Origin of the sequence: Methylobacterium carpenticola, assembly GCF_042748905.1 — a bacterium.
GTDB lineage: Bacteria > Pseudomonadota > Alphaproteobacteria > Rhizobiales > Beijerinckiaceae > Methylobacterium > Methylobacterium carpenticola.
In genome coordinates this window covers 3,731,183-3,753,149 of the sequence record NZ_JBHZEO010000001.1, presented here as the reverse complement: position 1 = coordinate 3,753,149, position 21,967 = coordinate 3,731,183, and the positions used below count along the sequence as shown (strand labels likewise).

Here is a 21,967-nt window from a genome sequence, read left to right as displayed (position 1 = left end):
CCATGCGCCTGCTGCCGCAATCCGCCGGACCGGCCGCCGCGGGCGCCCGCCACGCGCCTCCGGTCTTCCGGACCGCCCCGTTCCGGCTCTTCTCCAGCGACGGCTACTTCCGATTCCTGTGCGTGTGCCTCGCGGGCTACGCGCTCGCCGGCAAGGGCTTCGCCTATGTGGGCCTGCCACCCCTGCTGATCGGCGAGATCATGCTGATCCTCGGGGTCGTCGTGTTCCTGCGCAGCGGCTGCTGGTTCGCGCTCGGCAGCGCGGTGCCGATCGTCATCCTCACGGTGCTGATCGTCTGGGTCCTGTGCCGGACGGTGGTGTTCCTGCCGATCCACGGCTTCGACGCGCCGCGCGACAGCGTGGTGGTGGTCTACGGGATCTACGCCCTCGCGGTGGCGGCCCTGCTGGTCGAGAAGCCCGAGCGCCTCGGCTGGGTCGTCGCGGTCTACGCTCCCTTCGCGGGGCTCTACGCCATCGTGGCGCCCGCGATCCTCAACGTCAGCATGGTGTTTCCGAATTTCCCGACCTGGCCGGGGCTCGGCGTGCCCACCATCTACGTGCGCCTCGGCGAGGCCGCGGTCCACCTCTCCGGCACGCTGGTCTTCGTGATCCTCGGCTTCCGGCGCGTCAGCTACTGGTGGTGCGGCTTCCTGCTCCTCAGCCTCGTCTTCATCACGCCGAGCCGCGGCGCCATGCTGTCCGTGGTGGTGCCGGCCGCCCTCGCGATCGTGGTCAGCGGCCGCCTGCGCCTCATCGCCATGCCGATGCTCGCCGCCTTCCTCGTCTTCCTCGCCGCCTACGCGGCGGGGATCGAGATCCCCCTCTCGGACGGACGCAGCATCGGCCCCGGGCAGATCGTGCGCAATTTCGAGAGCCTCCTCGGCTACAGCGATGCCGCCAACCTCGACGGGACCAAGCAGTGGCGCCTGCGCTGGTGGAAGGCCATCGAGGGCTACACCCTGCACGGTCCGTATTTCTGGACCGGCAAGGGCTTCGGCGTCAGCCTCGCGGTCGATGACGGGTTCATGGTCGGCCAGGAGCTGGGCGGCCCGCCCCTGCGCTCGCCGCACAACGTCCACTACACGATGCTCGCCCGCGCCGGGGTGCCGGGCGTGGTGCTGTGGTTCGCCGCCGAGGGAGCCTGGTTCCTGATGATGATCAGCGCCTTCCTGTCCGCGCGCCGCCGCGGGGAGACGGTGTGGGCGAACCTGCTGCTCTGGATCCTCTGCTACGGCCTCGCCATCATCATCGACGCCACCTTCGACGTGGCGATCGAGGGCCCGATGGTCGGGATCTGGCACTGGTCGATCTTCGGCCTCGGGGTCGGCGCGGTGATGATCTACCGGGCGCCCCGGGCCCCGCCGCGCCCCTGCGATCCGCTCGGGCTGTCGCCGTACCGGCGGCGCGGCGCCTGAGCGGGAGCCCGCGGGGGGCTCAGTGCAGAGAGCCCGTTCGGCGGCTCTCGGCCGAATCGCCGCGGGCCGTTCCGCCTCAAGCCCCGTCGGCCACGAGGGCCCGCAGACCCTCCCGGTAGGTCGGGAAGCGCAGGGCGACGCCGAGTTCGTCCTTGATGAGCCGGTTCCGGACCCGCTTGTTCTCGCCGTAGAAGCTGCGCGCCATCGGGCTCAGGGGCGCCGTGTCGAAATCCACCTCCGGCGGCAGGGGCAGCCCGGCGAGGTCGGCCGCGAAGGCGGTCACGTCCTGCGGCGGGGCCGGCTCGTCGTCGGTGACGTTGTAGATCGCCCCCGCCCGCGGCCGCTCGATCGAGGCGGCGAGCGCCGTGGCGATGTCGTCCACATGGATGCGGTTGAAGACCTGGCCCGGCTTGATGATGCGCTGCGCCCGCCCCTCGCGCAGCTTCACGAAGGCGTTGCGCCCCGGCCCGTAGATGCCGGACAGGCGGAAGATCTGCACCGGCTTGCCCGTGCGGGCGCCCAGGGCGCGCCACGCCTCCTCCACCGCCACGCGGTCCCGCGTGCGGCCGTGGGTGGGCGCGGGCGGCGTCGCCTCGTCGATCCAGGCGCCCTGCCGGTCGCCGTAGACGCCGATCGTGGACAGGTAGCCGATCCAGCGCGCCGGGCTCTCGGCGATCGCCTCCGCATAGGCCGCCAGCACCGGATCCCCGTCCTGCGGCGGCACCGAGACCAGGATCGCGTCGCTTCCCGCGAGATCCCCGGCGATGCGCGGATCCGCCTCGCGGGGCGAGAAGACCCGCAGGTCGACGCCCTCGGGGGCGGGCGGGCGGACGGTCTGGAGGGTGGCCGCGACGCGCGCGAAGCGCCCGCGCTCCCGCTCCACGAAGTGCCGCGCCGTGTAGCCCAGCCCGAAGACGAACAGGTTCATGCGAAGGAATCCCAAGCTTGAGGCCCTTATGCAGGGCGCTGCCCCGCAGCCGCCAGGGGCCCTGCCCGCGAGACACCCGGATTTCGCGCGGCGTGCCACTCGGCGAGCACGTCGGGATCCGTCTCGTCGGCGGGGGGAGAGGCCGGGAGACGGTCGGGCGCCAAGCGGGCGAGCGCCCACACCGCCATGCCGCGCACCAGCGGCGCGGGATCGGCGAGGAGCCTCTCCGCCTCCGCGGCGAGCGCCCGGTCGCCCGAATTGCCGATCGCGATCAGCACGTTGCGCAGGAAGCGGGCGCGCCCGGTCCGCTTGACCGGCGTACCCGCGAACCGGGCCCGGAACGCCGCGTCGTCGAGCCGGGCGAGATCCGACAGCGCCGGGGCCGCCAGCTCCCGGCGCGCGGCGAGCCGCGCCTCGCGGGCGTCCCGTGCGAACTTGTTCCAGGGGCAGACCGCGAGGCAATCGTCGCAGCCGAAGACCCGGTTGCCGATCGCCTCGCGGAACTCGGGGGCGATCGGCCCCGCATGCTCGATCGTCAGGTAGGCGATGCAGCGGTTCGCATCGAGCCGGTAGGGGCCCGGGAAGGCGCCGGTCGGGCAGGCGTCGAGGCAGCGCCGGCAGGAGCCGCAGCGGTCGCCGATGGGCGCGTCGCGCGGCAGCTCCGCCGTCGTGTAGATGGCGCCGAGCAGGAACCACGTGCCGACCTCGCGCGAGACGAGGAGCGTGTTCTTGCCCTGCCAGCCGAGCCCGGCCGCGGCCGCGAGCGGCTTCTCCATGACGGGCGCGGTATCCACGAAGACCTTGAGATCCGCCCCGCCGCGCGCGGCCAGCACGCCGCCCAGCTCCTTCAGCTTGCCCTTGATGACGTCGTGGTAGTCGCGCCGCTGCGCGTAGACCGCGATCGCCCCCCGGTCCCGGGCGGCGAGCACCGCGAGCGGGTCCTCCTGCGGTCCGGCATTGATCCCGAGCATCACGATGCTGCGCACCGCCGGCCACAGCGTGGCGGGCGCGGCGCGCTCCGCCACCCGGTCGGCCATCCAGCCCATCCCGGCCTGATGGCCGGCATCGAGCCACGCGGCGAGGCGGCCGGGCAGCTCCGGCACCGCCTCCGGGCCCGTCACGGCGAGCGCATCGAAGCCGAGCGCCCGCGCCCGCTCCTCCAGAAGGCGCCGGAGCCCCGCCCCGTTGGGTTTCGGCAGTCCGGATCTCAGAAGTCCAGATCCGCGTAATGGTCGGCCGGCGCCATTCCGGGCACCCGGTCGGCGAGCAGGCTGCGGAAGGACGGGCGGGACTTCACCCGCGCGTACCAGTTCCTCGCCATCTCGTCCTCGTCCCATGGCACGTCGCCGAGATAGTCCACGCAGGACAGATGGGCGGCGGCCGCCAGATCCGCATAGGTCAGATGGTCGCCCGCCAGCCATTTGCGCCGGGCGATCAGGTAGCCGATATACTTGAGGTGGTAGCGCACGTTGCTGCGCGCGGCCCGGATCGCGTTCATGTCCGGCGGCCCGCCGCCGAGATGCGAGGTCATGAACCGCTTGTGGATCTTCTCGGTGACGAGGTAGCCCGTCACCTCCTGGTCGAACTTCGACAGGAACCAGTCGAGCAGCCGGCGCACCTCCACCCGCGCGCCCGGCGCCTCCGGCAGGAGGCGGCGCTCCGACAGGCCGAGGCCGCGCGTCTCGTCGAGGTACTCGGCGATCACGCCCGCCCCCGGGACCACGAGGCCGCCCTCCTCCACCAGCACCGGCGTGACCCCGGCGGGGTTGAGCATCAGGAACTCGTCCCGCCTCTCCCAGGTGCGTTCCTCCGCGAGGACCGGCTCCATGCCCATCTCGGCGAGGACCAAGCGGATGAACCGGGAATGCGGGCAGAAGGGGGAGTGGTGGAGCGTCGCCATGCGGGCCGTGTCGCGCTTCGTGTCTGGCTGGCCTCGGTCGGGCGGGCGGGCCTTGTGCGGCGATTGAGCCCGGAACGGATTAACGGCCGGTCATCATCCCCGCGCAGGACGTCCGCATCCTTAACACGGGTCGCCGATGCTGGTAACCGACCCGCAACCATGGCGGTGCGACGGTTTCGCATCCCGGATCCTTCCTTCGCCGCCGTCGGCGGCCTCCAGCGAGAGCGAGCGATCATGACGGCTGTGTCGAAGCACGGAAGGCCGGCCCGCGCCGGCCGGGGAGCCCGCTGATGGATCTCGCGGGCATCGGCAAGGCCGTCCTCCTCGCGCTCGTCGAAGGCGCGACGGAGTTCATTCCGGTCTCCTCGACCGGGCACCAGCTCCTCGTCGGCCACTTCGTCGGCTTCCATTCGCCGAACAACACCTTCGAGGTGCTGATCCAGCTCGGCGCCATCCTGGCGATCGTCGGCGTCTATTTCGGCAGGCTCCTCGACCTCGCGCGCCGCGCCCCGGGCGACCCGAATGCGCGCCGCTTCATCCTGGCCGTGCTGATCGCCTTCCTGCCGGCGGCGATCGTCGGCGGCATCTTCTCGAAGATGATCAAGGCCTACCTGTTCAATCCCTGGATCGTCTGCGCGACCCTGGTGGCCGGCGGCCTCGTGCTCCTCGTGCTCGACGAGACCGAGCTGGAGCAGAAATACGACGACGTGCATCAATTCCCGCTGTCGATGGCGCTCAAGATCGGCCTGTTCCAGTGCCTCGCGATGATTCCGGGCGTCTCGCGCTCGGGCGCCACCATCGTGGGCGCCATGCTGATGGGCTCCGGCAAGCGCGCCGCCACCGAGTTCTCGTTCTACCTCGCCATGCCGACCATGGCGGGCGCCTTCGCCAAGGACCTGCTCGACAACTACAAGAACCTGTCGCGCGACGATGTCGGGCTGATCGCCATCGGCTTCGTGGTCGCTTTCCTGTCGGCGCTCTTCGTGGTGCGCAAGCTCCTCGACTACGTCTCCCGCCACGGCTTCGGGCTGTTCGCGTGGTGGCGGATCATCGTGGGCGCGGCGGGCTTCGCAGGGCTGATCGTGTTCGGGTAGGCGCACCGGGGCGATCGCCCCGGTCGGCAGCCTCGACCATTGACGGGTGGCGCCGCGATCCCGTGTGATGCAGAGGAAGAGCCGCCCCGCCCAAGGATCCGTCATGGACGACCTCACGCTCGCCGCCGCGTTTCCACCCGCCACCCGCGAGCAGTGGCGCGCCCTCGTGGACGGGGTCCTCAAGGGCGCCGCGTTCGAGAAGCGGCTCGTCCACAAGACCCGCGACGGCATCCGCATCGAGGCGCTCTACGACGCGGCCGCCCCCGCGCCGCAGCCGCCGCGCGGCGACGGCACGGCGGCCCCGTGGCGGATCTCGCAGCGGGTGGACCATCCCGACCCGGCCGAGGCGAACGCCCTCGCGCTCACCGATCTCCAAGGCGGCGCCGACGCGCTCACCCTGGTCCTCGCCGGGGCGCCCGCGTCCCGCGGCTTCGGCCTGCCCGGACCGGAGGCGCTGGAGGCGGCACTGCAGGGCGTGATGCTGCCGCTGATCGCGCTGCGCCTCGATGCCGGCCCCGGCGCCTTCGCGGCCACGGCCGGGATCGTCGCCCTGGCGGAAAGCCGCGGCGACGCGCTCGCGGGCCTCGACCTCGATCTCGGCATCGATCCGGTCGGCATGCTGGCGAGCGGCGGCCTGCCGGCGCCCTGGAGCGAGACCGCGGCCCGGCTCTCCGCCACCCTGTCCGACCTCGACGCCAAGGGCTTTTCCGGACGGGCGGTGCTGGCGGATGCGCGGCCCTTCCACGAGGCCGGCGCCACCGAGGCGGGGGAACTCGCCGCCGTGCTGGCGAGCGGCGTGGCGCTGCTGCGGGCGCTGGAAGCCGGCGGGCACGGCCTGGAGCGGGCGCGCGACGCCCTCGCCTTCCTGCTCGTGGCCGATGCCGACGAGTTCCTCACCGTCGCGAAGTTCCGGGCGCTGCGGCGTCTCTGGGCCCGGATCGAGGAGGCCTGCGGCCTCGCCCCGAAGCCGATCCGCCTCCATGCCGAGACCGCATGGCGCACGACGACCCGCCGCGACCCCTGGGTGAACCTGCTGCGCGCCACCAGCGCGGCCTTCTCCGCCGGGCTCGGCGGGGCGGATGCGGTCACGGTCCTGCCCTTCACCGCGGCGCTCGGCCTGCCGGACGCCTTCGCGCGGCGCTGCGCCCGCAACACGCAGGTGGTGCTGCTGGAGGAATCGAATCTCTGGCGGGTGGCCGATCCGGCGGCCGGCGCGGGCGGCTTCGAGGCCCTGACGGAGGCGCTCTGCACCGAGGCCTGGGCGCAGTTCCAGGCGATCGAGCGCGAGGGCGGCATCGTCGAGAGCCTCGCCTCGGGCGCGCTCAAGGGGCGCCTCGCGGCGATCCGCGAGGGGCGCGAGCGCGACCTCGCCACCCGCCGGCAGCCGATCACCGGCACGAGCGAGTTCCCGCATCTCGCCGAGGCGCCCGTCGCCGTGCTCGCCCCCGCCCCCGAGCCGGCGGCGCCCCCCGCGGGCGCCCTTCCCTCCCTGCGCTTCGCCGAGCCCTTCGAGCGGCTGCGCGACGCCTCGGACGCGATCCTCGCCGAGACCGGCCGGCGCCCGCGCGTGTTCCTGGCCAATCTCGGGCCGATCGCGGCCTTCAACACCCGCGCCACCTTCGCCCGCAACGCCTTCGAGGCGGGCGGCATCGAGGCGGTGACGAATGACGGCTTCCCGGACCATGCCGCCCTGGCGGCGGCCTTCCGCGAGGCCGGCACGCCGCTCGCCTGCCTGTGCTCCTCCGACGAGATCTACGCGAGCGAGGCGGTTCCCGCCGCCCGGGCCCTGACGGAGGCGGGTGCGCGCGTCCTCTACCTCGCCGGCCGGCCGGGCGCCCTGGAGGCGGACCTGCGGGCGGCGGGCGTGACGCGCGACCTCTATGCCGGCTGCGACCTCCTGCACCTGCTCGCGGAGGCGCAAAGCCTCGCCCGGTCCTGATCCGGTCGCAACCACGGCGAAGCTCGGGCGTTTGTCGCGGGGGGTGTCTCACGGGGAGTGACGAGTGACGACGATGCTGCGGACTGCGCTCGCGGGCGCGATCATCCTGACCGCCGCGGCGGGTCCTGCCCTGGCGGCGAAGCGGGGCGCCGCCTCGGCGGCCCGCTTCGACGGGACATGGAGCGTGGAGGTCATCACCGAATCCGGCACCTGCGACCGGGCCTACCGCTACGGCATCATCATCCAGAACGGGCAGGCCCGCTATGCCGGGGGCAGCGACTTCACCGTGACGGGGCGCGTGCAGCCGAACGGCGCGGTGCGCGGCTCGATCAGCCGGGGCGACGCCAGCGCGCAGGTCGTGGGGCGGCTCGCCGACGGCTGGGGCAACGGAACCTGGACCACCTCCGGCTCCAGCCGGTGTGGCGGGCGCTGGAACGCGGAACGCCGCGGCTGAGCCGCGACAACCTCTCCGCGACATTTGGGCCCGCGCGCAACCGCACCACATCCCGGGGAGGATCTGCCGTAGATTCGCCCCGGACCGGCGGCAAGCTCGGGAGGCTCGTTCCTCTCGATGATTTGGGCCGCCCCCGGATGACCCGTTTCCTGCTCCTCGGCTTGGTCTGCACGACCGCCGCCAGCGCCGCCCTCGCCCGCGACCTCCCGGCCCGCGCCCCCTCGCCGATCGAGGCGGCGGCGACCGAGTGCTTCGCCGAGAGTATCGGCAACAACCCATCGGCCCTCGCGCTCGCGCGCAACGGCCGCTGGTACGAGGCCGCCGGCGTGATCGGCTTTCTCTGCCGGCCCGAGGTCGAGGCGATGGTGCGCGCCCACGACCAGCGCCACGGCTGGGGCAGCGGCGACCGCTATTTCCGCGGCGCCTATACGCGCCACCTCGCTCGCGCCCTCGAGGACCGCCTGAAGCCGGTGCTCGCCACCCAGGCGGTGGCCAATGCCGAGCCGCGCGCCGATGCCGAGGCTCCGGCGCCCAAGCCGTAGGGGCCGAAGGCCCCCGCTCAGCTGTCCATCTTCAGGGCGGCGATGAAGGCTTCCTGCGGGATCTCGACCTTGCCGAACTGGCGCATGCGCTTCTTGCCCTCCTTCTGCTTGTCGAGGAGCTTGCGCTTGCGCGAGATGTCGCCGCCGTAGCACTTGGCGGTGACGTCCTTGGACAAGGCCCGGATGGTCTCGCGGGCGATGATCTTGCCGCCGATCGCCGCCTGAACCGGGATCTGGAACAGGTGGCGCGGGATCAGGTCCTTCAGCTTCTCGCACATCGCCCGGCCGCGGGTCTCCGCCCGGGTGCGGTGGACCAGCATCGAGAGCGCGTCGACCGGCTCGGCATTCACCAGGATCGACATCTTCACGAGGTCGCCCTCGCGGTAGTCGGAGATGTGGTAGTCGAAGGAGGCGTAGCCCTTCGAGATCGACTTCAGCCGGTCGTAGAAATCGAACACCACCTCGTTGAGCGGCAGGTCGTATACCACCATGGCGCGCTTGCCGACGTAGTTGAGGTCGATCTGCGTGCCGCGCCGGTCCTGGCACAGCTTGAGCACGCCGCCGAGATACTCGTCGGGCGTGAGGATGGTGGCGCGGATCCAGGGCTCCTCGATCGAGGCGATCTTCATCACGTCCGGCATGTCGGCCGGGTTGTGCAGTTCCTTGACCTCGCCATCCGCCATGTTGAGGCGGTAGACCACGCTCGGCGCGGTGGAGATCAGATCGAGGTTGAACTCGCGCTCCAGCCGCTCCTGGATGATCTCCAGGTGCAGGAGGCCGAGGAAGCCGCAGCGGAAGCCGAAGCCGAGCGCCGCCGAGGTCTCCATCTCGTAGGAGAAGCTGGCGTCGTTGAGGCGCAGCTTGCCCATGGCGGCGCGCAGGTTCTCGAACTCCGCCGCATCGACCGGGAACAGGCCGCAGAACACCACCGGCTGCACCGGCTTGAAGCCCGGCAGCGGGTTGGTGGTCTGGCGCCGATCCTCGGTGATGGTGTCGCCGACGCGGGTGTCCGCCACCTCCTTGATCGAGGCGGTGAGGAAGCCGACCTCGCCGGGGCCGAGTTCGGCCACGTCCTGCATCTTCGGCCGGAACACGCCGACGCGGTCGACGCCGTAGACCGCGTCGGCCCCCATCATGCGGATGGTCATGCCCTTCTTGAGCACGCCGTCGACGATGCGCACCAGCACGACGACGCCGAGATAGACGTCGTACCAGGAATCGACCAGCAGGGCCTTGAGCGGCGCCTCGCGGTCGCCCTTCGGCGGCGGCAGGCGGGCGACGATCGCCTCCAGCACCGCCTCGATGTTGAGGCCGGTCTTGGCCGAGATCGGCACCGCATCCTTGGCGTCGATGCCGATCACCTCCTCGATCTGCTCCTTGACCCGGTCGGGCTCGGCCGCCGGCAGGTCGATCTTGTTGAGGACCGGGACGATCTCGTGGTTGGCGTCGATGGCCTGGTAGACGTTGGCGAGCGTCTGCGCCTCGACGCCCTGGCTCGCATCGACCACGAGGAGCGAGCCCTCGCAGGCGGCGAGCGAGCGCGACACCTCGTAGGTGAAGTCCACGTGGCCGGGCGTGTCCATCAGGTTGAGGGTGTAGGTCTGGCCGTTCTGCGCCTTGTAGTCGAGCCGGACCGTCTGCGCCTTGATGGTGATGCCGCGCTCGCGCTCGATATCCATCGAGTCGAGCACCTGCTCGGTCATCTCGCGCGCCGAGAGCGCCCCGGTGACCTGGATCAGCCGGTCGGCGAGGGTCGACTTGCCGTGGTCGATATGCGCGACGATCGAGAAGTTGCGGATCGTGTCGATGGGCTTGGCGGTCATCAGCAGGTGGTCTCCGGCGCTCAGGCGCGGCGATCGGCTTGGCGCACGGATCGGCTTGGCGCACGGCGTAAAAGGAAAAGTCGACGGGAGATAGCAGCGGCTCCCGGCCGCGCCAAGACGGCGCTTGGCCGCCCCAAGACGGCGCTTGGCCGCCCCAAGACGGCGCTTGGCCGCCCCGAGACGGCCTTGGCCACCCCAAGACGGCACCCGGCCGCGCCGGGAGGCGGCCGGACGCGCGGCGCTCAGGCGCCCAGGCGGTCGGCGACGTCCTCGGCGAGGGAGAGGCTGGAGGTGAGGCCCGGGCTCTCGATCCCGAACATCTGCACGAGCCCGGGCAATCCGTGCTCGGCGGGACCGTCGATGAGGAAATCCTGCGCCGGCTGGCCGGGCCCCGACAGCTTCGGGCGGATGCCGGCATAGTCGGGGAAGAGCGCCCCCGCGGGCAGGTCGGGCCAGTAGCGCCGGATCGCCGCGGTGAAGAGCGCCCCGCGCGTCGGATCGACCTCGTAATCGGGCGTGTCGACCCACTCGACATCCGGCCCGAAGCGCATCCGCCCGGCGAGGTCGAGGGTGAGATGGATCCCCAAGCCCCCCTCGACCGGCGCCGGATAGATCAGCCGGGTGAAGGCCGGGCGGCCGAGACAGCCGAAATAATTGCCCTTGGCCAGCACGAGGCGCGGCACGCGCGCCTCCGGATAGCCCTCGGTCGCCAGCGCCAGCGCCTGCGCACCGAAGCTCGCGGCGTTGACGACGGCATCGACGGGAAGTTCGCCCGGCGCCTCGCCGCCGAACCGCGCGATCCAGGTCGCCCCGTCGCGCAGCAGCCGCTCCACCGGGGTGTGGAGGGCGAGGGCACCGCCATGGGACTCGAGATCGCCCTGGAGGGCGAGCATGAGGGCGTGGCTGTCGACGATGCCGGTCTCGGGGGAGAGCAGGGCCGCCACGCAGGCGAGGTTCGGCTCCAGCCGCCGCGCCTCGGCGCCATCGAGGAATTGCAGGCCCTCGACGCCGTTCGCGATCCCCTGGTCGTAGATCGCCGCGATCTTGGCGCGCTCCGGCTCGGTCGCCGCGACGATGAGCTTGCCGGTCCTGGCATGCGGCACGCCGTGGCTCGCGCAATAGGCGTAGAGCCGGCGCCGCCCCTCGACGCAGTGGCGCGCCCGCAGCGAGCCGGCCGGATAGTACATGCCGGCGTGGATGACCTCGGAATTGCGCGAGGAGACGCCGGTGCCGATGCCGCCCTCGGCCTCCGCCACGATCACCTCATGGCCGCGCAGGGCCAGCGCCCGCCCGCAGGCGAGCCCGACCACGCCCGCGCCGACGACGAGGATCATCATACCGTTCGTGCCCCCGCCCGTTCGTCAAAGGGCGCGGGGAACCCCTCTCCCGGGCGGGAGAGGGGTTCCCCGCGCTGTTCCGCTCATCGGGTGACGCCCCCTTGCGTGGGGCGTCGCTCCGCTCACGCGGCGATCGACATGGTCGGCTCGGCCGCGCGCACGTCGGCATCGACATGGGCCTCGAACCGCTTGAAGTTCGCCTGGAACATCTCGACGAGCGTCTTGGCCGTCTCGGCGAAGGCCGCCTTATCCTGCCAGGTCTTGACCGGGTACAGGATGTGCGGCTCGACGCCCGGCACCGAGGTCGGCACCGCGAAGCCGAAATAGGGATCGCGGCGGTAATCGGCCTTGGCGAGCGAGCCGTCGAGGGCCGCCGTGAGCAGCCGCCGGGTCACGCGGATCGGCATGCGCCGCCCGGTGCCGACGCCGCCGCCGGTCCAGCCCGTGTTCACGAGCCAGCAATCGACGTGGTGGCGGGAGATCAGGTCGCGCAGCAGGTTGCCGTAGACGGAGGGATGCCGCGGCATGAAGGGCGCGCCGAAGCAGGTCGAGAAGGTCGCCTCCGGCCCCTTCAGCCCCTTCTCGGTGCCGGCCACCTTGGCGGTGTAGCCCGAGAGGAAGTGGTACATCGCCTCGGCGCCGGTCAGCTTGGCGATCGGGGGCAGCACCCCGAAGGCGTCGCAGGTCAGCATGATGATGTTCTTCGGGTGCCCCGCCCGGCCGGTCGGGCTCGAATTCGGGATGAAGGGCAGCGGGTAGGCGCAGCGGGTGTTCTCGGTGCGCGAGGCGTCGTCGAAATCCGGCAGGCGGGTGACCGGATCGATGATGACGTTCTCCATCACCGTGCCGAAGCGCTCGGTGGTGGCGTAGATCTCGGGCTCGGCCTCGCGCGAGAGGCGGATGGTCTTGGCGTAGCAGCCGCCCTCGAAGTTGAAGATGCCCTTCGGGCTCCAGCCGTGCTCGTCGTCGCCGAGGAGCACCCGGGCCGGATCGTTCGACAGGGTGGTCTTGCCGGTGCCCGAGAGGCCGAAGAACAGGGCCGAATCACCCTCCGCGCCCACGTTCGCCGAGCAGTGCATCGGCATCACGCCGGCCTTCGGCAGCAGGTAGTTCAGGTAGGTGAAGACCGATTTCTTCATCTCGCCGGCGTAGGACGTGCCGCCGATGAGCACGATCTTGCGGGTGAAGTCGCAGGCGATGACGGTCTCGGAGCGCACGCCGTGGCGGGCCGGATCGGCCTTGAAGCTCGGCAGGTCGATGATGGTGAGTTCGGGCGCGTAGGTGGCGATCTCGCTCCGCTCCGGCCGGATCAGCAGGTTGCGGATGAACAGGGAGTGCCACGCATATTCGGTGAAGACCCGGGCGCGCACCCGGTGCTCCGGATCGGCGCCGCCGTAGAGGTCCTGCGCGAAGAGTTCCTTGCCCTCCGCATGGGCGATGAAATCCGCGTGCAGCTGGTCGAACTGCGCCACGGTGATCGCGCCGTTGTTGTCCCACCAGACCTCGTTCTCGGTCCCGGCGTCGCGCACGACGAACTTGTCCTTGGGCGAGCGGCCGGTGTGGATCCCGGTCTCGGCGACCAGGGCGCCGCCCGCGGCGAGCTGAGCCTCACCCCGCTGCAACGACTGCTCGTAGAGGCTCGGGGCCTCCAGGTTCCAGAAGACGCGCTTGAGATTGCGCAGCCCGGCCCGGTCAGCCCCGACCGCAGCGTTGTAGACGCCGATATCGCTCACGAGTGTCCCTCCTGGCGCCGTCCGGGGCGGGGGTCCACCCGGCACGCGCCGATGCCCTCGTTCCGTCGGACGCCAGGTTCCCGTGCATGGCGACCGCCGCGCCCGGTTCGCGCAGGACGCGCGACCGGGTATCAGCCGTTAGTAGGTGGCGAACCTTCACGGTTCAATCAGGAAGTCGCGACGGCACGGTAACAGAACACAAGTTCTGTCACTTCGCGGGGCCGCCCCCGCCCTGTGCGCGCCGCGCCTCGCGGGCCATCTCGACCAGCACCTGACGCAGGGTTGCGGGACTGCTCAACCGTTCGGGGAAGGTTACGCGGGCCGTCCGGTCGCCGGCGATGAGGTCCATGCCGTCGGGATCGAGGCCCGTCAGGCGCCAGGGCCCCGGCTCGGCGCCCGCGAAATGCGCCGCGTAGAGGGCGACCGCGTCCGCGTGGTCCGCGTTCATGTGGGCGACCGCGCCGGCCTCGCTGTCGGCGAGCGCCTCAAGGCCGGCGAGATCCGTGAGCAGCTCCGGGCCGCTGAGGGTCGCGGCCTTGGCGAAGCCGCCGTTGAGATGCCCGGCCCGCGGCTCCAGGCGGTAGAAGGCGAAATCCGGGAAATCCGCGTAGAGCTGCGCCTTCGGGTGGCGGGCGAGGAAGCGGGCCCGCACGCGCGGAGCATCGCTGCGCTCCACCCGCCCGGCCACGGTCAGCCGCGGATGGGCGAGCGGGTCGCCCTTGCCGCCGGCGCTCAGGAGGAGGGAGCAGCGCGGCTCCGCCTCCAGGTTGAGGGTGTGGGCCGAGAGGCGCGAGAGCAGCATCAAGGGGGCGCCGTCGAGATCCGTCGCCACGGTCACCAGCGAGGCGAAGGGTGAGCCGTCGCTCCGGTCGAGGGTGGCCAGCGCCCCCGTGCGGGTCGCCCGCAGCAGGGTCCTGGCGAGGCCCACCGCATCGAACGGCGCCTCCGCGGCCGCGAAGGGGGCCGCCTGCTGTCTCTCGGTCTCCGCCATGACGCTCCGGGCTCCTCGTGGGCGGGGGGCGACGCCCCGCGCTCGCCGCCAGCCTGGACCGCCGCGCGCGGGTCCGTCCACCGCGCCTCGCGTCGCGGGTGTGGCGGAGGCGTCACGGGTGCTCGCTTTTTGATCGCGATGGCCTTAAGGGTGACGGAATCGTGGCCCGCCGGTCACTGTCCAGCCGTTTTCGGCGGAGGGGACGTGCGGCCACCATCAAGGCCGGCCCCGAACCGGCGCTGAAATCGGGTGGCGTTCAGGAGGATCCTGCGATCCTTCCGGGCGACGTCATCCTCGTCCCAGGGAATGCCCCATGCCGACCATCGCCCTCGTCGACGACGACCGCAACATCCTCACCTCCGTGTCGATCGCGCTCGAAACCGAGGGGTATCGCATCCAGACCTACACGGACGGCGCCTCGGCCCTCGACGGCCTCAAGCATTCCCCGCCCGACCTCGCCATCTTCGACATCAAGATGCCGCGCATGGACGGCATGGAGCTGCTGCGCCGCCTGCGCCAGAAATCCGACCTGCCGGTGATCTTCCTCACCTCGAAGGACGAGGAGATCGACGAGCTGTTCGGGCTCAAGATGGGGGCGGACGACTTCATCCGGAAGCCGTTCTCCCAGCGCCTGCTGGTGGAGCGGGTGAAGGCGGTGCTGCGCCGCTTCGCCGCCAAGGAGGCGGGCCCCGCCGCCGCCGCCCGCGAGGCCGAGGCCGCCGCCGCCCGCTCCCTCGAGCGCGGCCAGCTGATGATGGATCCCGAGCGCCACACCTGCACCTGGAAGGGCGAGCCGGTGACGCTGACGGTGACGGAGTTCCTGATCCTCCAGGCCCTCGCCCAGCGGCCCGGCGTGGTGAAGAGCCGCAACGCCCTCATGGACGCGGCCTACGACGATCAGGTCTACGTCGACGACCGCACCATCGACAGCCACATCAAGCGGCTGCGCAAGAAGTTCAAGGTGGTGGACACGAGCTTCGACATGATCGAGACGCTCTATGGCGTCGGCTACCGGTTCAAGGAAGCCTGATACGGCTTCCCCCAGACGATCGGTGCGGAAGCCGTATCAAGATGCCCGCGCGGCGCGGAGCCTTGCTCCGCGCACGCCTGAGCGAAGCCGATTTCCGCATTTCGACGCGATTGCCGAGGCGATCGGCGAGCCATCAATCGGAAATCGTATGAGACCCATCACGTGAGCGGCGGTTCCGCACTCGGCGCCGTCCGGCGCCTTCTCGGGGCCGGTGCGCCCGGTACAGGCAGCGAGACCGATCCCGAGGCGGAGACGCCGCGGGAGCCCTTCTCCCTGCGCATGGTCGGCCGCTGGATCGCCCAGCGCGCCTCCTCGAGCCTGACCCGGCGCATCGTCGTCCTCAACCTCGCCGGGCTCATCGCCCTCCTCGTCGGCGTGCTCTACCTCAACCAGTTCCGCCAGGGGCTGATCGAGGCGCGGGTGAAGAGCCTGCTCACCCAGGGCGACATCATCGCGGGCGCGATCGCGGCCTCGGCCACGGTGGACACGGACGCGATCAGCATCGATCCCGACCGGCTGCTCCAGCTCCAGGCGGGCGAGCCGAATGCGGGGGGCGAGGAGATCCTCTCGGCCCTCGAATTCTCCCTCAACCCGGAGCGGGTGGCGCCGCTCCTGCGGCGGCTCATCACGCCCACCGGCACGCGGGCGCAGGTCTACGACCGCGACGGGACCAGCCTGATCGATTCGCGCAACCTCTACGTGCGCGGCGATCTCGGCCGCGCCGAGGTGCCGGTGCGCAAGGAGAAGCCCAGCCTGATGGAGCGGGGCTGGATCGGGCTGCGCTCGCTCTTTCCCGGCCTGAGCCGCGAATCCACCGAGGAGGCCGGGCCGCCGGACGGGCGCAGCCTGCCCGAGGTGCAGCGGGCGCTGGCGGGGGCGCGCGGCACGCTGGTGCGCCGCAACCTGCACGGGGACACCATCGTCTCGGTGGCGGTGCCGATCATGCGCGCCCGCACGGTGCGCGGCGCCCTGCTGCTCTCCACCCAGGAGGGCGACATCGACAAGATCATCGCCTCCGAGCGGTTCTCGCTGCTGCAGGTCTTCCTGGTCGCGGCCCTGGTGATGGTGGTGCTCTCCCTCCTCGTGGCCGGCCAGATCGTCGGGCCGGTGAGCCGCCTCTCGGAGGCCGCCGAGCGGGTGCGGCTCGGCATCAAGTCGCGCCAGGAGATCCCCGACTTCACCACCCGCAGCGACGAGATCGGCCACCTCTCGCGGGCCTTTCGCGAGATGACCCAGGCGCTCTACCGCCGCCTCGACGCGATCGAGAACTTCGCGGCGGACGTCTCGCACGAGCTCAAGAACCCGCTGACCTCCCTGCGCAGCGCCGTCGAGACCCTGCCGCTCGCTAAGACCGACGAGTCGCGCGGGCGCCTGATGCAGATCATCCAGCACGACGTGAAGCGCCTCGACCGGCTGATCAGCGACATCGCCGACGCCTCGCGGCTCGATGCGGAACTCGCCCGGGCGGAGGCCGCGCGGGTGGACCTCAAGAAGCTCCTCACCACCGTGACCTCGGTGGCGAACGAGCGCCGCCGCCCGCGCGACGCCGCCATCACCTTCACGGTCGATGCGCCGCCATCCGGCATCGAGGATCCCTTCGCGATCATCGGCCACGACAGCCGGCTCGGGCAGGTGGTGAACAACCTCCTCGACAATGCCCGCTCCTTCTCGCCGAAGGGGGCCACCGTGCGCGTGTCCCTGCGCCGCCTGCGCAACACGATCGAGCTCATGGTGGAGGATGACGGGCCTGGCATCCCGCCCCACGCCCTGGAGCGGATCTTCGAGCGCTTCTACACCGACCGGCCCGAGCAGGGCTTCGGCCAGAATTCGGGCCTCGGCCTCTCGATCTCGCGCCAGATCGTCCAAGCCCATCGCGGCACGATCCGGGCCGAGAACCGCCTCGGGCCGCCGGGCGAGGACGGCGAGCCCACCGTGCTCGGCGCGCGCTTCGTCGTGCGGATCCCGGGACTCAACCGCTGACCCGCCGCACCGCCACGCTCCACGCCACCTGCGTGGTGGTCGGCGAAGCGGGCCTGCTGATTCGCGGACCGTCCGGGAGCGGCAAAACGACCCTGGCCCGGGAACTCCTCGATGCGGGCCCTATCTCGGGCACGTTCGCCGCGCTCGTCGGCGACGACAGGGTGGTGGTGGAGGTCTGCCACGACCGGCTGGTGGCCAGCCCGCACCCGGCCCTGGCGGGTCTCGTCGAGATCCGCGGCGTGGGGCTGCAAGCCGTTGAGAACACGCTACCTTCCGCCGTCCTGCGCGGGGTCGTGGATCTCGCCGAGACGGCCCCGCGGATGCCCGAGCGGGCCCGGGAGAGCATCCTTCTCCTGGGGGTCCGACTGCCGCGCATGATCCTTCCCCGGGACCCCGCCCGGGCCAGCACGGTGTTGTGGCGCTGGCGCCGCCCGCGTGGCATGATGATGACGGGTTGATGCGGATTTCGCCGCAATGCTCTTGCGCTCGCCCTTGCGCTGCACAAAATGGCGGCTCGGCTCTGATAAGGGGCGTCGGAACTCGTGTCGATGATTGGAATGGTGCTCGTCACCCACGGTTTGCTCGCGACGGAGTTCAAGGCCGCGCTGGAGCATGTCGTGGGTCCGCAGGAGCAGCTCGAAACCATCACCATCGGCCCCGAGGACGACATGGAGGTCCGGCGCAAGGACATCATGTCGGCGGTCTGCCGGGTGAATAGCGGGGACGGCGTCGTGGTTCTCACCGACATGTTCGGGGGCACGCCGTCGAACCTCGCCCTCTCGTGCATGAACGGCGGCTCCGTCGAGGTGGTCGCCGGCATCAATCTGCCGATGTTGATCAAGCTCGCGAGCGTGCGCGACGAGGAGAGCCTCGGCGAGGCCGTCCTCCACGCGCAGGAAGCCGGCCGCAAGTACATCAACGTCGCCTCCCGGGTTCTCGCCGGGAAATAACCTCCCTTCCCCCTCCTCGGACGAGAGCCGGACGGCCTGACCCGCCATCGCGAACCGGCTCCAGCAGGGTCACGCCTCCCGATGAACGACGATTCCGACGCCGCGGAGCTTCCGCCGATTCCCGAAGGCGCGGCGATGCGGGAATTGCCGATCATCAACCGGCGCGGCCTGCATGCCCGGGCGTCGGCCAAGTTCGTGCAGGCGGTCGAGCGGTTTCAATCCGACGTGACTGTCACGCGGGCCGGGGAGACCGTGGGCGGGCGCTCGATCATGGGCCTGCTGACGCTCGGCGCGGCGCAGGGCACCAGCATCGTGGTCACGGCCTGCGGCCCCGACCAGGACGCCTGCCTGGAGGCCATCGCGGCGCTCCTCGCCAACCGCTTCGGCGAGGACGAGTAGCCCCCGGGCGGTCTCCCGATCCGGTCAGGACGCCGAAGCGCGTCGCGCCCGCGGCGGCTCAGCGGCGCCCCGCGCGGGCCGCAGGCCGATCACCGCCTCCAGCGTCAGGATCGCCGGCGCCGGCCCGCTCTGCGCCGAGAGCGCGTGGCCGGCCTCGCGCCAGATCCGGTCCTCGCCCGCCGGCCCGAGACGAATCGCGGCGGCGATCACCTCCCCGTCCCGGCGCACCAGATCGACGCCGCATTGGCGCCGCGCCGCGAAGCGGCGGGTGACGACGCGCAGGGCGGTGACCGCCGCCGCGTCGTCGAGGAGGCTGCCCGTCGCGCGCGCGGCCTCCAGCACCAGAAAATGCTCGACCGCATCCCGCACCGGGCGCAGCGCGCGCACCCGTTCGAGGGAGGTGCGCGCCCGCGGCAGGGCCGGCAGGGGTTTCGGGCCCGGGCCGGCGGCTGCCCGCGGGCGAATGGTGAGGCGCCGGCCCGTCCCGGCCACGACGTCGCGCAGGGCGTCGGTCAGGGGACCGGCGGGCGCGAGGCCGGCCATGCGCAAGGCATCGATCCGCAGGCCGCAGACGACCAAGTGATCGAGGGCCGCACGCAGCACCCCCGGGGCCTGCCCGGCATCGATCACCGGCTCGGGCGCCCCGGCGAAGGGCACGCTCCAGAGCGCGGCCGTGCGGCCCGGGCGCAAGCCCCCCGGCAGGTGCAGGGGGAAGACGCCGTGCAGGACGGGCGTGCCGTCCGCCGCGTTCCGCCGGACCAGCAGCACGGCGAGCCGGCGGCCGTCCGCGCAATGCTGGGCCATGGTGAGGACGAAGTCCGGCTCGGCGAACACGCTGCGGCCGAGCGCCCGGGGCAGGAGATCCCGCCACGCGGCGATCTCCTCCTCGCGCAGGCTGGACGGATGCCGCAGCTCGGCCGTCCAGCGTCCCTCGGCCTGGAGACCGCCCTGGATCACCGAGAAGGGTGTCACCCGCATGCCTGCCCCCATTCGCTGCTGTTCCGTCCCGTCCCGGGACGCGAGCGCGGCCCCACGGCCGCGCGGCATTGACGGAACAAGAACCATACCGGGGGCCGGCCGGCGCCCTGCGGCTCGCCGGTCCGGCTCAGGCGCCGCCCGGGATGGCGAGGGGATTCGCCGTCAGGGCCGCCGCATCCGGCGCGTCGAGGGCCGGGCGACCGAGGAACGCGTCCCAGAGCCGGCGCACGAAGGCCGGATCGCCGTCGCGCAGGATCAGGACGAGGCGCGAGGTCCGGTCCGGCCCCGGCCAGCCGTCGAGGGTGACGGGGGCGTGGACGACGTGCTGCACCCCATGCACCACGACGGGCCGCTCGGGCGCGTCGGCGAGGCCGACGAGGCCCTTGAGGCGCAGCAGGTTCGGCCCCTGACCCGACCGCAGCAGGTCGAGGAACATCTCGAAGGCCGCCCGCGGCACCGGCGCGTCGCTGACGAGGCTGAAGGAGCGGATCGCCGCATCGTGCCGGTTGACGTCGTGGTGATGGTGGCCGTGGTGATGGCCGTGATCGTGGTGGTGATGCTCCGCCGCCGCGACCGCCTCCGCGCCGAGCCAGCCCGGCAGGTCGGCGACCTTGCCGTCCATCCCGAACAGGCCGCCGAGGACGGACTCCGCCGGCGCGTCGGGCCCGAGCAGGCCGGCCGCCGGGTTGAGCCGGGCGAGGCGCTCCCGCAGGGCCTCCGCCTGCGCCCCCGGCAGCTCGGCCTTGGTCAGGACGATCCGGTCCGCCACCGCGGCCTGGCGCAGGGCCTCCGGATGGGCGTCGAGGGTGCCCATCCCGTTCACCGCATCGATCACCGTCACCACGCTCTGGAGCGCGAAGCGCATCGCCAGGTAGGGGTGGTAGAGGATCGCGTGCAGGATCGGCGCCGGATCGGCGAGCCCCGTGGTCTCGATCACCACCCGGCGGAACGGCGTGATGCGGCCGTTGTCGCGCTTGCGCAGCAGATCCTCCAGGGTGGCGATGAGGTCGCCGCGCACGGTGCAGCACAGGCAGCCGGCCCCGAGCAGGATCATGCCCTCGTCCACGGTCTCGATCAGCAGGTGATCGAGGCCGACCTCGCCGAACTCGTTGACGATCACCACCGTGTCGGCGAGGGCCGGGTCCTTCAGCAGCCGGTTGAGCAGGGTCGTCTTGCCGGCACCGAGGAACCCGGTGAGGACGGTGAGCGGGATCGGCTGGGGGCGTTCGGTCATGCGGGCGGGCTCGCGCGGGAAACCGCCGTTCTCCCGCACGCCGCCCCGGATGCCAACCCCCGGCCGATGCCGCTCAGGCCGCGATGAGACCGCCCATCCGGGCCACCCGCGCGAGATGATGGTCGGCATCGCCGAACAGGGCGTCGATCATCGTCACGCGCTTGAAGTAGTGGCCGACGCTGTACTCCATGGTCACGCCGACGCCGCCGTGGAGCTGCACCGCCCCCTGGCCGACGACGCGGCCCGAGCGGCCGATCTGCACCTTGGCACCCGAGATGGCGCGGCTGCGCTCCTGCGCATCCGCCTCGCCCGCCATCATGGTGGCGAGGAAGGCCATGGAGCGGGCCTGTTCGAGGGCGATGAACATGTCGGCGGCCCGGTGCTGGAGCACCTGGAAGGCTCCGATCGGGGTGCCGAACTGCTTGCGGGTCTTCAGGTACTCGACGGTGAGCCGGTGCATCCGGTCCATGGCGCCGACCGCCTCGGCGCAGAGGGCCGCGATGGCCTCGTCCACGACGCGCTCGATCGCCGGCAGCCCGTCCTCGGGGGCGCCCAGCACGGCGTCCGGCCCGATCCGCACCGAGGACAGGGCGATCTCGGCGGCCCGCTGGCCGTCCTGGGTCGGGTAGCCCCGGCGCGAGACGCCCTCCGCCTTGGCATCCACCAGGAACAGGCCGATGCCGCCGCGGTCGCGGCGTCCGCCGGCCGTGCGCGCCGAGACGATCAGCCGGTCGGCGCTGTCCCCGTGCAGGACGAGGGACTTCTCGCCCTCGAGGACGTAGCCGGCCCCGTCGCGCCGGGCGCTCACGCCGACATCGTGCAGGTCGTAGCGCGCCTGCCGCTCGTGATGCGCGAGGGCGTAGCGGGTCTCGCCCGCGATCAGCTCCGGCAGCCATGCGGCCCGCTGCTCGGCGGAGGCGGCGTGGCGCATCAATCCGCCGGCCAGCACCACGGTGGCGAGGTAGGGTTCGAGCGCCAGGGCGCCGCCGAGGGCCTCCATGACGATCATGGTCTCGACCGGCCCGCCGCCGATGCCGCCCTCCTCCTCAGCGAAGGGCACGCCGAGCAGACCCTGCTCGGCATAGGCCCGCCACATCTCGGGCGAGAACCCTTCCGGATGCTGCCCGTGGCGCTTGCGGGCCTCGAAGTCGTAGCGGTCGGCGAGCAGTCGCTCGACGCTGTCCTTGAGGAGGCTCTGCTCCTCGGTGAGATCGAAATCCATGGACGTCTCTTCCTGATC

20 protein-coding genes are annotated in these 21,967 nt (G+C 71.8%); 10 read left to right on the top strand and 10 right to left on the bottom strand.

Going from position 1 to position 21,967, the window contains the following annotated elements; translation table 11 throughout:
* The first annotated feature begins 2 nt into the window (after positions 1-2).
* Complete coding sequence (locus tag ACE101_RS17595; RefSeq protein WP_379131981.1) at positions 3-1,415, top strand: O-antigen ligase family protein; 1,413 nt, start codon at positions 3-5, stop codon at positions 1,413-1,415.
* A gap of 76 nt (positions 1,416-1,491) precedes the next feature.
* Here ACE101_RS17595 and ACE101_RS17590 read toward each other — a convergent pair whose 3' ends face one another.
* The 3 genes from ACE101_RS17590 to ACE101_RS17580 are packed head-to-tail and all read right to left on the bottom strand — an operon-like array spanning position 1,492 to position 4,243.
* Complete coding sequence (locus ACE101_RS17590) at positions 1,492-2,343, bottom strand: SDR family oxidoreductase (protein ID WP_379131979.1); 852 nt, start codon at positions 2,341-2,343, stop codon at positions 1,492-1,494.
* A gap of 26 nt (positions 2,344-2,369) precedes the next feature.
* Positions 2,370-3,506 carry a tRNA epoxyqueuosine(34) reductase QueG gene (queG, locus tag ACE101_RS17585; protein WP_379138762.1) on the bottom strand — a complete coding sequence of 379 codons (1,137 nt, stop codon included), beginning with the start codon at positions 3,504-3,506 and terminating at the stop codon, positions 2,370-2,372.
* A 44-nt stretch (positions 3,507-3,550) separates the two neighbouring features.
* Positions 3,551-4,243, bottom strand: coding sequence for a glutathione S-transferase family protein (locus tag ACE101_RS17580; RefSeq protein ID WP_379131978.1), 693 nt, complete (start codon positions 4,241-4,243; stop codon positions 3,551-3,553).
* Positions 4,244-4,533: 290 nt separating this feature from the next.
* Here ACE101_RS17580 and ACE101_RS17575 point away from each other — a divergent pair, with 290 nt between their 5' ends.
* The 4 genes from ACE101_RS17575 (at position 4,534) to ACE101_RS17560 (ending at position 8,272) form a co-directional block, all read left to right on the top strand.
* Complete coding sequence (locus ACE101_RS17575) at positions 4,534-5,337, top strand: undecaprenyl-diphosphate phosphatase (protein ID WP_379131977.1); 804 nt, start codon at positions 4,534-4,536, stop codon at positions 5,335-5,337.
* Between the two features lie 103 nt (positions 5,338-5,440).
* Positions 5,441-7,276, top strand: a complete 1,836-nt coding sequence (locus tag ACE101_RS17570; RefSeq protein WP_379131974.1) for a methylmalonyl-CoA mutase family protein — start codon at positions 5,441-5,443, stop codon at positions 7,274-7,276.
* Positions 7,277-7,349: 73 nt separating this feature from the next.
* Positions 7,350-7,730 carry a hypothetical protein gene (locus tag ACE101_RS17565; RefSeq protein ID WP_379131972.1) on the top strand — a complete coding sequence of 127 codons (381 nt, stop codon included), beginning with the start codon at positions 7,350-7,352 and terminating at the stop codon, positions 7,728-7,730.
* Between the two features lie 137 nt (positions 7,731-7,867).
* Positions 7,868-8,272, top strand: coding sequence for a hypothetical protein (locus tag ACE101_RS17560; protein WP_379131969.1), 405 nt, complete (start codon positions 7,868-7,870; stop codon positions 8,270-8,272).
* Positions 8,273-8,289: 17 nt separating this feature from the next.
* On the opposite strand, the gene lepA is transcribed toward ACE101_RS17560, so the two are convergent.
* From lepA to ACE101_RS17540, 4 genes are all read right to left on the bottom strand, one after another.
* On the bottom strand, positions 8,290-10,095 hold the full coding sequence (gene lepA, locus ACE101_RS17555) for a translation elongation factor 4 (RefSeq protein ID WP_379131967.1): 1,806 nt from the start codon (positions 10,093-10,095) through the stop codon (positions 8,290-8,292).
* A gap of 242 nt (positions 10,096-10,337) precedes the next feature.
* A complete protein-coding gene (locus ACE101_RS17550; protein ID WP_379131964.1) occupies positions 10,338-11,432 on the bottom strand; it encodes an NAD(P)/FAD-dependent oxidoreductase in 1,095 nt (364 codons plus the stop codon).
* Between the two features lie 122 nt (positions 11,433-11,554).
* Positions 11,555-13,165 carry a phosphoenolpyruvate carboxykinase gene (locus tag ACE101_RS17545; protein ID WP_379131961.1) on the bottom strand — a complete coding sequence of 537 codons (1,611 nt, stop codon included), beginning with the start codon at positions 13,163-13,165 and terminating at the stop codon, positions 11,555-11,557.
* Between the two features lie 208 nt (positions 13,166-13,373).
* Entirely contained in the window at positions 13,374-14,156 is a 783-nt protein-coding gene (locus ACE101_RS17540; protein ID WP_379131959.1) for a HugZ family pyridoxamine 5'-phosphate oxidase, read from the bottom strand.
* Positions 14,157-14,469: 313 nt separating this feature from the next.
* On the opposite strand from ACE101_RS17540, the gene ACE101_RS17535 reads away from it, so the two are divergent.
* The 5 genes from ACE101_RS17535 (at position 14,470) to ACE101_RS17515 (ending at position 18,515) form a co-directional block, all read left to right on the top strand.
* The gene (locus tag ACE101_RS17535) at positions 14,470-15,186 is read left to right on the top strand and encodes a response regulator transcription factor (protein WP_379131956.1); all 717 of its coding nucleotides are present in this window, start codon (positions 14,470-14,472) and stop codon (positions 15,184-15,186) included.
* A gap of 279 nt (positions 15,187-15,465) precedes the next feature.
* Positions 15,466-17,166 (top strand): sensor histidine kinase, encoded by a 1,701-nt coding sequence (locus ACE101_RS17530; RefSeq protein WP_379138759.1) that lies wholly within the window; start codon positions 15,466-15,468, stop codon positions 17,164-17,166.
* A complete protein-coding gene (locus tag ACE101_RS17525; RefSeq protein WP_379138756.1) occupies positions 17,163-17,624 on the top strand; it encodes an HPr kinase/phosphorylase in 462 nt (153 codons plus the stop codon). Before ACE101_RS17530 ends, ACE101_RS17525 begins: the two co-directional genes overlap by 4 nt.
* 90 nt (positions 17,625-17,714) lie before the next feature.
* The gene (locus ACE101_RS17520; protein WP_048432106.1) at positions 17,715-18,116 is read left to right on the top strand and encodes a PTS sugar transporter subunit IIA; all 402 of its coding nucleotides are present in this window, start codon (positions 17,715-17,717) and stop codon (positions 18,114-18,116) included.
* 81 nt (positions 18,117-18,197) lie between these two features.
* A complete protein-coding gene (locus tag ACE101_RS17515; RefSeq protein WP_379131954.1) occupies positions 18,198-18,515 on the top strand; it encodes an HPr family phosphocarrier protein in 318 nt (105 codons plus the stop codon).
* A 24-nt stretch (positions 18,516-18,539) separates the two neighbouring features.
* Here the strand turns inward: ACE101_RS17515 and ACE101_RS17510 are convergent, their stop codons facing one another.
* The 3 genes from ACE101_RS17510 to ACE101_RS17500 all read right to left on the bottom strand — a co-directional run bounded on the left by ACE101_RS17510 (position 18,540) and on the right by ACE101_RS17500 (position 21,949).
* The gene (locus tag ACE101_RS17510; protein ID WP_379131953.1) at positions 18,540-19,493 is read right to left on the bottom strand and encodes a GNAT family N-acetyltransferase; all 954 of its coding nucleotides are present in this window, start codon (positions 19,491-19,493) and stop codon (positions 18,540-18,542) included.
* Positions 19,494-19,620: 127 nt separating this feature from the next.
* The gene (locus tag ACE101_RS17505; protein ID WP_379131951.1) at positions 19,621-20,727 is read right to left on the bottom strand and encodes a CobW family GTP-binding protein; all 1,107 of its coding nucleotides are present in this window, start codon (positions 20,725-20,727) and stop codon (positions 19,621-19,623) included.
* A gap of 73 nt (positions 20,728-20,800) precedes the next feature.
* Positions 20,801-21,949 carry an acyl-CoA dehydrogenase family protein gene (locus tag ACE101_RS17500; protein ID WP_379131948.1) on the bottom strand — a complete coding sequence of 383 codons (1,149 nt, stop codon included), beginning with the start codon at positions 21,947-21,949 and terminating at the stop codon, positions 20,801-20,803.
* Positions 21,950-21,967: the final 18 nt, after the last annotated feature.

Excerpts from the sequence above, each read along its gene's own strand:
- ACE101_RS17595 (WP_379131981.1), top strand. The coding sequence starts at position 3 with ATGCGCCTGCTGCCGCAATCCGCCGGACCGGCCGCCGCGGGCGCCCGC.
- ACE101_RS17590 (WP_379131979.1), bottom strand. The coding sequence starts at position 2,343 with ATGAACCTGTTCGTCTTCGGGCTGGGCTACACGGCGCGGCACTTCGTG.
- ACE101_RS17580 (WP_379131978.1), bottom strand. The coding sequence starts at position 4,243 with ATGGCGACGCTCCACCACTCCCCCTTCTGCCCGCATTCCCGGTTCATC.
- ACE101_RS17575 (WP_379131977.1), top strand. The coding sequence starts at position 4,534 with ATGGATCTCGCGGGCATCGGCAAGGCCGTCCTCCTCGCGCTCGTCGAA.
- ACE101_RS17570 (WP_379131974.1), top strand. The coding sequence starts at position 5,441 with ATGGACGACCTCACGCTCGCCGCCGCGTTTCCACCCGCCACCCGCGAG.
- ACE101_RS17565 (WP_379131972.1), top strand. The coding sequence starts at position 7,350 with ATGCTGCGGACTGCGCTCGCGGGCGCGATCATCCTGACCGCCGCGGCG.
- ACE101_RS17560 (WP_379131969.1), top strand. The coding sequence starts at position 7,868 with ATGACCCGTTTCCTGCTCCTCGGCTTGGTCTGCACGACCGCCGCCAGC.
- lepA (WP_379131967.1), bottom strand. The coding sequence starts at position 10,095 with ATGACCGCCAAGCCCATCGACACGATCCGCAACTTCTCGATCGTCGCG.
- ACE101_RS17550 (WP_379131964.1), bottom strand. The coding sequence starts at position 11,432 with ATGATGATCCTCGTCGTCGGCGCGGGCGTGGTCGGGCTCGCCTGCGGG.
- ACE101_RS17540 (WP_379131959.1), bottom strand. The coding sequence starts at position 14,156 with ATGGCGGAGACCGAGAGACAGCAGGCGGCCCCCTTCGCGGCCGCGGAG.
- ACE101_RS17535 (WP_379131956.1), top strand. The coding sequence starts at position 14,470 with ATGCCGACCATCGCCCTCGTCGACGACGACCGCAACATCCTCACCTCC.
- ACE101_RS17530 (WP_379138759.1), top strand. The coding sequence starts at position 15,466 with ATGGTCGGCCGCTGGATCGCCCAGCGCGCCTCCTCGAGCCTGACCCGG.
- ACE101_RS17520 (WP_048432106.1), top strand. The coding sequence starts at position 17,715 with ATGATTGGAATGGTGCTCGTCACCCACGGTTTGCTCGCGACGGAGTTC.
- ACE101_RS17515 (WP_379131954.1), top strand. The coding sequence starts at position 18,198 with ATGAACGACGATTCCGACGCCGCGGAGCTTCCGCCGATTCCCGAAGGC.
- ACE101_RS17510 (WP_379131953.1), bottom strand. The coding sequence starts at position 19,493 with ATGCGGGTGACACCCTTCTCGGTGATCCAGGGCGGTCTCCAGGCCGAG.
- ACE101_RS17505 (WP_379131951.1), bottom strand. The coding sequence starts at position 20,727 with ATGACCGAACGCCCCCAGCCGATCCCGCTCACCGTCCTCACCGGGTTC.
- ACE101_RS17500 (WP_379131948.1), bottom strand. The coding sequence starts at position 21,949 with ATGGATTTCGATCTCACCGAGGAGCAGAGCCTCCTCAAGGACAGCGTC.